Source organism: Rhodococcus ruber NBRC 15591, assembly GCF_001894945.1.
GTDB lineage: Bacteria > Actinomycetota > Actinomycetes > Mycobacteriales > Mycobacteriaceae > Rhodococcus > Rhodococcus ruber.
The window spans coordinates 13932-26601 of the sequence record NZ_BCXE01000010.1; the positions used below are offsets into that span (position 1 = coordinate 13932).

Here is a 12670-nt window from a genome sequence, read left to right on the forward strand (position 1 = left end):
TTATCCGCGCAGTTGCTGCTCGAGCGCCTCGAGCACGGACGGGTCCTCGATCGTCGACGGCACCGTGTACTGCTCGTGGTCGGCGATCTGCCGCATCGTCTTGCGGAGGATCTTGCCGGAGCGGGTCTTCGGCAGGGCCTGCACCACGGTGACGTCCCGGAACGTCGCCACCGCGCCGATCTGCTCGCGCACCATCGCCACGAGTTCCTGCCGCAGCGTCTCCGGATCGATCTCGACACCGGACTTGAGCACCACGTAACCGGACGGCCGCTGACCCTTGAGCTCGTCGCGGATGCCGACGACCGCGCACTCGGCGACGGCCGGATGCGACGCGACGACGGCCTCCATGCTTCCGGTCGACAGGCGGTGACCGGCGACGTTGATGACGTCGTCCGACCTGCCCAGGACGAACACGTAGCCGTCCTCGTCGACGTAGCCGGAATCGCCGGTGAGGTAGTAGCCCGGGAACGTCTCCAGGTACGAGCGCCGGTAGCGGTCCTCGTCCTGCCACAGTCCGGTCAGGGTGCCCGGCGGCAGCGGCAGCGCGATCACGATGTTGCCCTCGGTGTTCGGTCCGACCGGCTTACCCTCCGCGTCGACGATGTCGAGGCGGTAGCCGGGCACCGGCACCGTCGGCGAGCCGGCCTTGATCGGCAGGGGCTCGAGTCCGCGCAGGTTCGCCGCGATCGCCCATCCGGTCTCGGTCTGCCACCAGTGATCGACGACGGGCCGGTCGAGCACCTTCGTCGCCCACTCGTAGGTGTCCGGGTCGAGCCGCTCGCCCGCCGCGAACAGCGTCCGCAGGGAGGAGATGTCGTAGTTCTCCAGCTCCTTCGCCTCGGGGTCCGCCTTGCGGACCGCGCGGATCGCGGTGGGGGCGGTGAACAACGCGACGACGTCGTTCTCGTTGATGATCCGCCAGAACGCACCGGCATCCGGCGTGCCCACCGGTTTGCCCTCGTACATCACGGTGGTCGCGCCGATCAGCAGCGGGCCGTAGACGATGTACGAGTGGCCGACGACCCAGCCCACGTCGGAGGCCGTCCACCACACGTCGCCGGGGGAGATGTCGTAGATGTTGCGCATCGACCAGGTCAGGGCCACCGCGTGCCCGCCGTTGTCGCGCACCACGCCCTTCGGCTTCCCCGTGGTGCCGGAGGTGTAGAGGATGTACAGCGGGTCGGTGGCGGCGACGGTCACCGGTTCGGCGGGGGCCGCGTCGGCGACGAGCTCGTCCCAGTCGAACCACGTGGCCAGGGAGGTCTTGTAGTCGGCCGCCGTGCCCGGGATCATCTCCCGGGCCTTGACGATCACGGTGTGCGGCGGGGTCTGCGACAGCGACAGCGCCTGGTCGACCATCGGCAGGTATTCGACGGTGCGACCCGGTTCGAGTCCGCCGGAGGCGGTGACGAGCAGAACGGGCCGGGCGTCGTCGATGCGGGTGGCGAGCTCCTTGGCGGCGAACCCGCCGAACACCACCGAGTGCACGGCGCCGATGCGGGCGCACGCGAGCATCGCGATCGCCGCCTCCGGGATCATCGGCATGTAGATCACGACGCGATCCCCGGCGACGACGCCCTGATCGCGCAGCACCCCGGCGAATGCCGCGACCTCGTCCAGCAGCTCGGCGTAGGTGTAGGTGTGCTTGGCGGGGACCATCGCCGAATCCCAGATCAGAGCGGGCCGGTCGCCGTGCCCGGCCTGCACGTGCCGGTCGAGGGCGTTGAAGCTGGTGTTGAGCGTGGCGTCGGGGAACCAGCGGAACGACGGTGCCTGCGAGCCGTCGAGGGCCCGCGTCGGCGCGGCCACCCAGTCCACGGCGCGGGCCGCCTCGAGCCAGAATCCCTCGGGATCCTCCACGCTCTGCCGGAAGGCCTCCGCGTACGAGCTCATCGATTCGCATCCTCTCTGACCACAGCTTGTGACGCCGACCACCCTATTCGAGATTCCCCGCCGGAAGGCACTGCCCGTTCGGCCGGTGCGCCGGGCGGCGCCTCGGCGTCGGTGAGCGGGGTGGCAGCTACCGGGGCAGGCCCAGCTTCCGGTAGCGCTCGAGCCGCCGCCGGTACCGCAGCGTCGCGTCCTGACCGACCAGCACGCCGAGTTCGCGGGCGACGGCGGCCCCGACGCGTTTGGCGAACTCGGTGGGCTCCTCCGCGGCGTCGGGGAACTCGGGGATCACACCGTCGACGACACCGTCGCGCAGCAGATCCCGGGAGCGGATGCCCTGGGCCGCTGCCATCTGCGGGGCGTGCGCGGTGTCGCGGTGCACGATCGCGCTGGCGCCTTCGGGCGGCAGCGGGGCGAGCCAGCCGTTCTGGGCGCACAGCACCCGGTCGGCGGGCAGCAGCGCCAGGGCGCCGCCGCCGGTGCCCTGTCCGAGGAGCACCGACACCGTAGGGGTCGGCAGAGTCACCAGGTCGGCCAGGCAGCGGGCGATCTCCGGCGCGAGTCCGCGCTCCTCTGCCTCCTTCGACAACGAGGCTCCGAGCGTGTCGATCACCAGCACCAGCGGAAGGCGGAGCTCGTCGGCCAGCCGCATCGCGCGCCGCGCCTCACGCAGCGCGCCCGGACCCATCGTCCGGGCCGCGGACTGGCCGCTGCGGTCCTGACCGAACAGCACGCACGACGCGCCGCGGAACCGGGCGAGCGAGACCAGCACGGTGCGGTCGGACTCGCCCTGCCCGGTGCCCGACAGCGGAACCTGCGCGGATGCCGCATGCCGCAGCAACTGCCGGATGCCGGGACGATCCCGCCGGCGGGAGAGCATCACCGACTGCCACGCCGGAACGTCGGGCACGGCGGCGGCGGAGGTGACCGCGGGACCCGCCGACGCGTCGACGGTCGTCGGCTCGGTGAGCACGCGGAGCATCCGGTGCACGAGCTGGCGGACCGCGGCGAGGGGCACCACCCCGTCGATCACGCCCTTCTGGGACAGGTTCTCGGCGGTCTGCACGCCCTCCGGGAAGTCCTCGTGGTAGAGCGCCTGATAGACGCGAGGTCCCAGGAAGCCGACGAGGGCACCGGGTTCCGCGGCGGTGACGTGCCCGAGCGAACCCCACGAGGCGAACACCCCGCCGGTGGTGGGGTTGCGCAGGTACACGAGATAGCCGAGGTGCGCGGCCTTGTGGGCGGTGACGGCCGCTGCGATCTTGACCATCTGCACGAACGCGAGGGTGCCCTCCTGCATCCGGGTGCCGCCGGACGTGGGGGAGGCGAGCAGCGGCAGCTTCTCCCGCGTGGCGCGTTCCACGGCGAGGACGATGCGCTCGGCCGCCGCCACCCCGATCGATCCGGCGAGAAAGGCGAACTCGCAGGCGATCACCGCGATGCGCCGGCCGTGCACGGTTCCGACGCCGGTGATCACGGACTCGTCCACCCCGGACTTCGCCGCCGCGGCCTCGAGCTCCGCACGGTACTGCTCGTCGGGGTGCACGTCGACGGGGGCGGTGTCCCAGGAGTGGAAGCTGCCTGCGTCGAGCACGCTGTCGATGAACTCCTGCGCCGAGATCCTGGGGGCCATGGCACGACCCTAGCGGTGTGTCCTTCGGGCGCCTCCAGCCTCCCGAAGGACACACCGCCGCTACGCGCCCACGGCTTCCTTCCACGTGACGACGCGGCCGATGCGCAGGATGGACCGGCGGTAGATCCGCGCCCCGAGCACGCTCAGGGCGGCGGTCACGAGCAGCATCAGCACGATGGTGCCGACGATCTGCAGCGGTGTCGCCACGCCGGCAGCGATGCGCAGCGGCATCAGGATCGCCGAGAACGGCGGGATCCAGCTCAGCACGGTGCTCCACGTCGACTCGGGGTCGTCGACCGAGGAGAAGGCCGCGAAGAACATCGCGACGATGAGCACCATCAGCGGCGACGCCGTGGCGTTCACGTCCTCCTGCCGGGACACCATCGACCCGGCAGCGGCGTAGAGGACCGCGAAGAACGCGAACCCGAGGACGAACCAGCCCAGGGTGCCGGCGAGCGTGCCCAGGGCCGTGCCGGTCACGGTGAGCGTCCCGGTCGCGAGACCGGCACCGACCCCGGCCACTCCGTATGCGGTGAGTTGCAGCAGCCCCACGGCGCCGATGCCGACGATCTTGCCCCACAGCAGCTGCAGCGGGCGCAGCGTCGACAGCAGCAGTTCCACCACGCGCGACGACTTCTCCTCGACCACGCCCATCGCCACGTACATGCCGAACATCATGATCTGCATGTACAGCAGCACGACCGCGGCGATCGCCAGGGTGGTGCGCTGCCCCTGCTCCGGGTCCGGGGGATCGAGCGCTTCGACGGTCACGGTGGCGCGGGCGGTGTCCGCCGCCAGCGCCGACGGGTCGACGCCGCGCGCGGTGAGGGCGTCGACCTGGGCCTGCTGCGCGACGGCCGTGTCGATCGTCGCGCGCAGGGCCGGATCGATCTCCGATTCGGCGACGGCCGTGACCGAACCTCCCGGGCCCGGGATCAGCGCGACGTCGAGTTCGCCGTCGCGCACCCGGTCGCGACCGTCCCCGGCGTCGGGGACCTCGGAGACGTCGACGGAGCTGCCGGTGGCGTCCCCGATCGCGCTGATCGTCGCGCCGAGCGCCGGGTCGCCGACGACGCCGACGGTGGCGGCTTCGTCGTCGCCGGCGAACAGCGACACGGCGACGATGCCGCCGACGATGGCGAGCAGGACGATCGCGTTGCTGATCAGGAAGCTCTTCTTGCGGACCTGGGTGAGGAACTCGCGGCGGGCCACCAGGGCCACGGCGTGGACGGGACTCAGCGGGGCGCTCACGCGGCCACCACCTCTCGGAACAGGTCGGTCAGCGTCGGGCGATGGACGGAGAATTCGTGCACGGGACCGGTGGCGAGGGCGGCCCGGAGGATCTGCTGGTCGTCGGCGCCCTTCCCGAGCAGCAGAACGGTGCGGCCACCGCCGTGGGCGACGGTGGTGACGCCGGGCAGGTCGGCGGCCCAGCCCTCGGGGGCGTGCGGGGCGTGCACCTCGAGCCGGGCCGCGCCGTGGCCGCGCAGCTCGTCGACGGTGCCGACGGCGCGCATCGTTCCCTTGGAGATGATCCCGACCCGGTGGCAGAGCCGCTGCACGAGGTCGAGTTGGTGGCTCGAGAAGATCACCGGCACTCCGGTTTCGGCCTTCTCGATCAGCACGTCGCTCATGACGTCGACGGCGACGGGGTCCAGGCCCGAGAACGGCTCGTCGAGGACCAGCACCTTCGGATCGTGCACCAGGGCGGCCGCGAGCTGGACCCGCTGCTGGTTGCCGAGGGAGAGCGCGTCGACGGCGTCGTCCACGCGCTCGGCGATGCCCAGCCGGCTCGTCCATCGTGCGACGGCGGCGTCGGCCTCGGATCGTGACAGTCCGTGCAGGCGAGCAAGGTACGACAGTTGCGCTCCGACCTTCATCTTCGGGTACAGCCCGCGTTCCTCCGGCATGTACCCGATGGTGCGGCGCACGTCGAGGTCGACGGGCCGGCCGCCGAGCCGCACCTCGCCGGAGTCGGCGGCGAGGACACCGAGGACGATCCGCATGGTGGTGGTCTTCCCGGCGCCGTTGCTGCCGACGAAGCCGAACAACTCCCCGGGTCGCACATCGAAGGTGACGTCGTCGAGTGCGACGACGTCGCCGTATCGTTTCGAGACACCGTTGATCGTGAGCGTCACGTTTCCTCCGTCTTCCTCGGGTCGTTCTCTGCGTCAGTCGGTTTCGTCGGGATCGGGACTGTTCCAGGCGAGGATCATCGCGGGCAGGCACCCGCCGATCAGCGTCGCGGTCAGCGTCATGAGCCCGCCCGCATAGGCCATCCTGGGATGCATGCCGTCGGTCTGTACGCTGCCGACGACGAGATAGAGCACCGGAATCATCACCAGCGACTGGGTCACGGTCAGGGCGATCGAGCGAGCGCTGTTGCGTTCCTGGATCTCTCGTTCGTCGAGTGCCGCGCGCGGGGCGTCGCCCTGCCTGCCGGAGACGATCTGCAGTGAGATCCACAGGGGGAAGAACGCCAGGCACGCCGGCAGCCACAGCAGTGGTCCCCGTTCGAAGAAGTGGCACAGCACGCCCACGGTGAACATGAGGACGAACGTGGCGGCGAGGGCCACGACGAGGATGCGACGGCGTCGTCGAGTGCGCCAGCGCGGCAACATGTTCCGGAACTTCTCCTCGTTCCTCAGGAAGCGCCGGGTGCGGTAGGCCTCGTACCGTTCGAGGGGAGTGGGATCGTGGACGGGCATCTCGGTCACTGTGCGTCACGTCCTTCGGTTGCGGTGCGGATTCGGTACACCTCGGTGGACAGTGGCCCGAACTCGGTGCGGGAGAACACGGCTTCGACCGGGAGGCCGAAGACGTCGCAGATGCGGAAGGCGAGGTCGAGGCTCGGGTAGTGGTCGCCGCGTTCGAGGGCGCCGACGGTCTGGGGATTGACCTCGACGAGTTCCGCGAGTTGCGCGCGGCTCATTCCGCGTTCCGCGCGCAGGACGCGGATGCGGTTGTGGATCGGCAGGGTTTCCCCCCGACGTACCGGGCTCATGCAACGAATTGTTGTAAAAACCCAACGTTTCGTCAAGTGGAAGTTGCCGCAGAGTGCGCGAAACGGACATCGACAACCCTCGGTATGTTCGTGATGTCCGAGACGGATGAGGCTACTCGAGCAGCCCGCGGAGCCGGTCGATCTCGCGCCGGTCCCGCTTGGTGGGCCGGCCCGTGCCGCGGTCGCGGCGCGGGAGGGAGGCGAGGATCTCCTTGGGCGGGGGTGGGGGACTGTGGTCCTCGTAGGCCTGTGCTGCGATCGGTGCACCCACCCGCTTGGTGAGCAGCTGCGTCACCCGCACGATCCGTTCCGCCCCGGCGACCCGCACCCGCACCTCGTCGCCGACCTTCACCGCCTGCGACGGCTTCGCGGGGGTGTCGTTGACCCGTACGTGCCCGCCCCGGCACGCGGCCGCAGCCGCGGATCGCGTCTTGAACAGGCGTACCGCCCAGGTCCAGCTGTCCACCCGCACACTGCCCGGCGTCATGCCGGTTCCTCCGTCAGCCGCCCGCCGTCGAGGTGCCATCGGCGGGTCGAACGGGTGGTCGCGAGCATCCGGCGGTCGTGGGTGACCAGCATCAGCGTGCCCTCGAAGCTGTCGACGGCCTGCTCGAGCTGCTCGATCGCAGGCAGGTCCAGATGGTTCGTCGGTTCGTCGAGCACCAGCAGGTTCACCCCACGGGCTTGGAGCAGGGCGAGTCCGGCCCGGGTGCGTTCCCCCGGCGACAGGGACGACGCGGACCGCAGCACGTGGTGACCCCTGAGCCCGAACTTGGCGAGCAGCGTCCGCACGTCCGCGTCCGGCCAGTCCGGCACCTGCGCGGCGAACGCGTCGACGAGCGGCTCGTCGCCCTCGAACAGCGCGCGTGCCTGGTCGACCTCGCCGATCTTCACGCCCGACCCGAGGGTCGCGGTGCCGGCGTCGGGGCGGATGCGGCCCAGCAGCGTGCGTAGCAGGGTCGTCTTCCCGGCGCCGTTCGGGCCGGTGAGAACGATCCGGTCGCCCCACTGCAACTGCGTGGTGACGGGCCCGAGCACGAAGTCGCCGCGGTCGACGCAGGCGCCGTCGAGGGTGGCCACCACCGTGCCGCTGCGCGGTGCCGCGGCGATCGACATGCGCAGCTCCCACTCCTTGCGCGGTTCCTCGACCACGTCGAGGCGCTCGATGCGGCGCTGCGTCTGCCGCGCCTTCGCCGCCTGCTTCTCGGTGGCCTCGGCGCGGAACTTCCTGCCGACCTTGTCGTTGTCCTTGGACTTGCGCCGGGCGTTGCGAACCCCGTGCTCGAGCCAGTTGCGTTGCATCCGGGCGCGATCCTCGAGCTCCTGCTTGGTGTCCGCGTACTCCTCGTACGTCTCGCGGGCGTGCCGCCGTGCCACCTCCCGCTCGACCAGGTACGCCTCGTAGCCGCCGTCGTACACCGCGATCTGTTGCTGGACCGGATCCAGTTCGACGATCCCGGTGACCGTGCGGGCCAGGAACTCGCGATCGTGGCTGATCACCATCAGCGCGGTGCGGGTCTCGGCGACGAACCGCTCGAGCTGATCGAGCCCGGCCAGATCGAGGTCGTTGGTGGGCTCGTCGAGCAGCAGCACGTCGTACCGCGAGAGCAGCAGGGCCGCCAGCCCGGCCCGCGCCGCCTGCCCTCCCGACAGCCCCGTCATGGGCGCGTCCAGCCCGACGTCGAGGCCCACGTCGGCGACGACCTTCTCGGCGCGTTCGGCGAGATCCGCGCCGCCGAGCGCGAGCCACCGCTCCAGGGCGGGGGTGTAGTCGTCGACGTCGGTGCTCCCCAGCGCCTCGGCCGCCGCGTTCATCGCGTGCTCGGCCGCGGTGACACCCGTTCGACGGCCGAGGAAGCCGAGGATCGTCTCGCCCGGGACGCGCTCGGGTTCCTGGGCGAGATACCCGACCGTGGCGTCGGGCGGACCGAACGCGACCGTGCCGGTGACGTCGGCGGTGCCGACCCCGGCGAGCGTCGCGAGCAGGGTGGACTTGCCTGCGCCGTTCGCGCCGACCAGACCGATCACGTCGCCGGGCGCGACGGTCAGGTTCAGGTCGGTGAACAGGGTGCGTTCGCCCCGGGAGGCGGACAGGCCGCTGATGCGCAGTGTTGCAGTCACCTCTCGATTATCCCCACGCCCGCCGCGGGGTTTCCGGATGGTGGGATGCGGGGAACACCGGGCGGCCGGATCCGGTTGCGTCGATCATGACCGTTCCCACGATCACCCTCAACGACGGCAACACGATTCCGCAGCTCGGCTTCGGCCTGTGGCAGGTCGAGGACGAGCAGAGCTACGACGCGGTGACCGAGGCGCTGCGGGTGGGCTACCGCAGCATCGACACCGCGGCGATCTACGGCAACGAGGCGGGCACGGGCCGCGCGCTGCGCGACTCGGGCGTCCCCCGCGACGAGCTGTTCGTCACCACCAAGCTGTGGAACAGCGACCAGGGCTACGACTCGACGCTGCGCGCCTTCGACACGAGCCTCGCTCGGCTCGGCCTCGACTACGTCGACCTGTACCTGATCCACTGGCCGGCACCGGGCCAGGACCGCTACATCGACACCTTCCGCGCCTTCCAGAAGATCAAGGCCGAAGGCCGGGCCCGTTCGATCGGTGTCTCCAACTTCCGGATCGAGGACCTCGACCGGCTGATCGACACCGTCGGCGAGGTCCCGGCCGTCAACCAGATCGAGCTGCATCCGCGGTTCAACCAGGCCGAGCTGCGGGCCTACCACACCGGCAAGGGCATCGCCACGGAGGCGTGGAGTCCCCTCGGCCAGGGCACCGTGCTCGACGACCCCACGCTGACCTCGATCGCGCAGGCTCACGGCCGCAGCGTCGCGCAGGTGATCCTGCGCTGGCACATCCAGCTCGGCAACATCGTCATCCCCAAGTCCGTCACCCCCGAGCGCATCGCGAGCAACTTCGACGTCTTCGGCTTCGAGCTGACCGCGGACGACCTCGACCGGATCCGCGGGCTGCACGACGACAGCGGCCGCATCGGCGGCGACCCCAGCACGTTCTCCTGATCGGCGGCGGCGGCGGCGGTGGTGGTGGTGACCGAATGTGACACGCGTTCGATCTGATCGACGCAATGTGACATTCGGTCACCGCGTTCGGCCTGCACGTGCGGCCTGCACGATGAGTTCTCCCGGTCTGGCCGGTCCGTATCGATACGGGCTCCGGCCGGAGCCGGGAGAGGAGTCGTCGTGAGTACACCGGTCACCACCACCGTCGATGCGCGTTTCGGGGACGACGGGGAGCCGCCCCTGCCGTGGTCCGACACCGAGGAGCTGCTCGAGTCCGCACAGCTGTACTGGCTCAGCACGGTCCGGCGCGACGGCGTCCCGCATGTGACGCCGCTGATCGGACTGTGGCATGCGGGCGGATTCGTCTTCTGCACGGGTCCGGGTGAGCAGAAGACCCACAACCTGCGGCACAACGATGCCGTCGCGGTCACCACGGGTGTCGCGACCTGGGCGGCCGGCACGGACGTCGTCGTCGAGGGCCGCGCCCACCGGGTCACCGACGGCGACGCGCTACACGCCGTCGCCGAGGCGTACTACGTCAAGTACGGCCAGCAGTGGCGTTTCGAGGTCCACGGTGACGCCGTCGGTCCGGTGGACGATCCGGGCTGGGTCTTCCGCGTCGTGCCGAGCAAGGTGCTCGTCTTCGCCAAGGGCCCGTTCGGCCAGACCACGCACCGGTTCGCCTGAGCTGCCCGTGGGCCGAATGTCACATCCGGTCGATGTGATCGACTGAATGTGACATTCGGCCAAAGGGGTTCGGGGGTCAGCGCGGCGGGCCGACGTCCAGGACGACGCGGGCGGTGCGGTGCCGGCCGGTGACGTCGAGCCAGCCGATCTCCACGCTGTCGCCCGGACGGCGCGCCATCAGCATGTCCTCGAGGTCCACCGTGGTCGAGACGGGGCGCCCGTCGAACGCGACGATGACGTCGCCGATCTCGAGGCCGGTGCCGGCGGCGGGGGTGCCGTAGCCGACCCACAGCACTTCGGCGCCCGTTTCCTCGTTGCCGGTCCGGTCGGTGGTGACGCTCACGCCGAGCAGCGGGGTCGGGCCGACGTGCACCGTCCCCGCGCTCGTCCCGGTACGGACCTGGTCCACCACGTCGAGGGCGGTTCCGATGGGCACTGCGTACGCCTCGGGTGGATCGGGGACGGCGGCCGGGTCCGGTTCGACCGCCCCGGCGGTGTTGACCCCCACGACGGTGCCGAACGCGTCGACGAGCGGACCACCGGAGTCTCCGGGCCGGATCGCCGCGCTGACCTGCAGCATTCCGCGCAACCGACGTAGCGATCCGTCCATCGAGTCGCGCACCGACACCGTCTTGTCGACGGCGACGATCGTGCCGGGTGCCGGCACGACGACGCCGCCGCCGTCCGCGTTGCCGAAGGCCGTCACGGGCGAGCCCGGTTGGGGAAGGGGCGTCTCGGTCACGGCCGCGACGGGCAGACCGGCGGCGGAGCCGAGTTGCAGTACGGCGATGTCGAGGGTGGAGTCGTAGCCGAGCACCGCGACGTCGTAGCTCGCGCCGGTGTGGGGGCTCACCGCGCTGATGTCGGTGGCTCCGGTGACGACATGGTGGTTGGTGAGCACCGTGCCGTCGGCCGTGAGGACGATGCCGGTGCCCGAGATGCCGCGCCAGCCGCGGTTCGCGGTGAGGGTGACGACGGCCGGAGCGATCCGTGCCGAAACCTCCTCCGCCGTCGGCGGCACGATCGGCAGAGCGGGCGCCGCGGGCGGTGGTGGCGGCACAGCGATCTCGACCGTCGCCGGTGCGGTGAGCACCAGGCCGGCGGCCACCATCGCCAAAACGGCGCCGAGGCGGCGGATCACGGCCCCGGCGCGGTGGCCGCGAGGTGGTCGACGAGTTCGCGGGCGGCGGCGCGACCGGCGCGGTTCGCGCCGATGGTCGACGCCGAGGGCCCGTATCCGACGAGATGGATCCGCGGGTCCGCGGCGACCTGCGTCGCCAGCTTGCCCGTCATGGTGATGCCGCCGCCGGGATTGCGCAGGCCGAGGGGGGCGAGGTGGTCGAGGGAACTGCGAAAACCGGTGCACCAGAGGATGACGTCCACGTCGAGCGTGGTGCCGTCGGACCATCGGACGCCGGTCTCGGTGATCTCGTCGAACATCGGGAGGCGGTCGAGTGCGCCGCGTTCACGCGCCGCGCGGATCGCGGGCGTGACCGGCAGACCGGTCACCGACACCACCGATCCGGGCGGCAGGCCCCGCCGGACCCGGTCCTCGACGAGTGCGACGGCGGACCGCCCGAGCTCCGGCGTGAAATCCTCGTCACGCCAAGCAGGTTCGCGGCGGGTGACCCAGGTGGTGTCGGTGACGCGGGAGATCTCGTCGAGCAGCTGCACCGCCGAGATGCCGCCCCCGACGACGAGGACGTGCCGGCCGGCGAACTCGTCGGCGCTGCGGTAGTCCCGGGTGTGCAGCTGTCGTCCGCGGAAGCGCATCGCCCCCGGGTACCAGGGCACGAAGGGGTGTTCCCACGTGCCGGTGGCGTTGACCAGCCCGCGGGCGGAATACACCCCGTGGTCGGTCTCCACCCGCAGGCGCTCGCCGCGGTCGCACACCACGCCGACCTGGACGGGGCGGTGCACCGGCAGGTGAAAGCGCGCCTCGTAGGCGCGGTAGTACTCGGGCACCGCGGAGGAGGCCGGGACCTGTCCTGCGGTGGTGTCGACCGCCTCGGAGAACGGCCACCCCGGCAGGTCGTGCACTCCGTTGACGGTGCTCAGTGTCAGGGAGGGCCACCGCTGCTGCCATGCGCCGCCGGGGCCGAACGACCGGTCCAGGACGACGAACCCGGACTGCGGTTCGATGCCGAATCGTCGCAGGAAGTAGGCGGTGGACAGCCCGGCCTGACCCGCGCCGATCACGACGACGTCGACGGTGGTGGCCGGTGTGTCCGTCGTCATCACCGCTCTCCCTTCCGTGGGTCCGTCTTCATGATGCACCGACGTGTCCGTCGCATGATGCACCGACGTGTCCGTCGCATGATGCACCGACGTGTCCGTCTTCATGATGCACCGACGTGTCCGTCGCATGATGCACCGACGTGTCCGTCGCATGATGCACCGACGTGTCCGTCGCCGCTGTCCGGC

At 70.8% G+C, this 12670-nt stretch carries 12 protein-coding genes; 2 read left to right on the forward strand and 10 right to left on the reverse strand.

Translation table 11 applies throughout. The annotated features are described in order from the left end of the window. The 8 genes from RR3_RS06730 to RR3_RS06765 all read right to left on the reverse strand — a co-directional run bounded on the left by RR3_RS06730 (position 1) and on the right by RR3_RS06765 (position 8648). Positions 1–1893 carry a propionyl-CoA synthetase gene (locus RR3_RS06730; protein WP_064065843.1) on the reverse strand — a complete coding sequence of 631 codons (1893 nt, stop codon included), beginning with the start codon at positions 1891–1893 and terminating at the stop codon, positions 1–3. A 127-nt stretch (positions 1894–2020) separates the two neighbouring features. After that, on the reverse strand, positions 2021–3523 hold the full coding sequence (locus RR3_RS06735; RefSeq protein WP_017679386.1) for a carboxyl transferase domain-containing protein: 1503 nt from the start codon (positions 3521–3523) through the stop codon (positions 2021–2023). A 60-nt stretch (positions 3524–3583) separates the two neighbouring features. Next, positions 3584–4774: an ABC transporter permease gene (locus tag RR3_RS06740; protein WP_010593122.1), complete on the reverse strand. Its 1191-nt coding sequence runs from the start codon at positions 4772–4774 to the stop codon at positions 3584–3586. Continuing rightward, positions 4771–5661, reverse strand: a complete 891-nt coding sequence (locus tag RR3_RS06745) for an ABC transporter ATP-binding protein (protein ID WP_017679387.1) — start codon at positions 5659–5661, stop codon at positions 4771–4773. Before RR3_RS06745 ends, RR3_RS06740 begins: the two co-directional genes overlap by 4 nt. Positions 5662–5694: 33 nt before the next feature. Further along, positions 5695–6240: a hypothetical protein gene (locus tag RR3_RS06750; protein ID WP_082900278.1), complete on the reverse strand. Its 546-nt coding sequence runs from the start codon at positions 6238–6240 to the stop codon at positions 5695–5697. Continuing rightward, positions 6237–6527, reverse strand: coding sequence for a helix-turn-helix transcriptional regulator (locus RR3_RS06755; protein WP_010593119.1), 291 nt, complete (start codon positions 6525–6527; stop codon positions 6237–6239). The genes RR3_RS06750 and RR3_RS06755 overlap by 4 nt, the downstream gene beginning before the upstream one ends. Positions 6528–6639: 112 nt before the next feature. After that, on the reverse strand, positions 6640–7014 hold the full coding sequence (locus tag RR3_RS06760) for an RNA-binding S4 domain-containing protein (protein WP_010593118.1): 375 nt from the start codon (positions 7012–7014) through the stop codon (positions 6640–6642). After that, positions 7011–8648, reverse strand: coding sequence for an ABC-F family ATP-binding cassette domain-containing protein (locus RR3_RS06765; protein ID WP_064065842.1), 1638 nt, complete (start codon positions 8646–8648; stop codon positions 7011–7013). Before RR3_RS06765 ends, RR3_RS06760 begins: the two co-directional genes overlap by 4 nt. Before the next feature lie 86 nt (positions 8649–8734). Between RR3_RS06765 and RR3_RS06770 the strand changes: the two genes are divergently transcribed. Further along, complete coding sequence (locus RR3_RS06770) at positions 8735–9559, forward strand: aldo/keto reductase (RefSeq protein ID WP_017679389.1); 825 nt, start codon at positions 8735–8737, stop codon at positions 9557–9559. Positions 9560–9739: 180 nt separating this feature from the next. After that, on the forward strand, positions 9740–10246 hold the full coding sequence (locus RR3_RS06775) for a pyridoxamine 5'-phosphate oxidase family protein (protein ID WP_010593115.1): 507 nt from the start codon (positions 9740–9742) through the stop codon (positions 10244–10246). A 76-nt stretch (positions 10247–10322) separates the two neighbouring features. On the opposite strand, the gene RR3_RS06780 is transcribed toward RR3_RS06775, so the two are convergent. Together RR3_RS06780 and RR3_RS06785 are read right to left on the reverse strand one after the other, a co-directional pair. Next, entirely contained in the window at positions 10323–11387 is a 1065-nt protein-coding gene (locus RR3_RS06780; protein ID WP_017679390.1) for a S1C family serine protease, read from the reverse strand. Next, positions 11384–12484, reverse strand: a complete 1101-nt coding sequence (locus RR3_RS06785; RefSeq protein WP_017679391.1) for an NAD(P)-binding domain-containing protein — start codon at positions 12482–12484, stop codon at positions 11384–11386. The genes RR3_RS06780 and RR3_RS06785 overlap by 4 nt, the downstream gene beginning before the upstream one ends. Positions 12485–12670 lie beyond the last annotated feature (186 nt).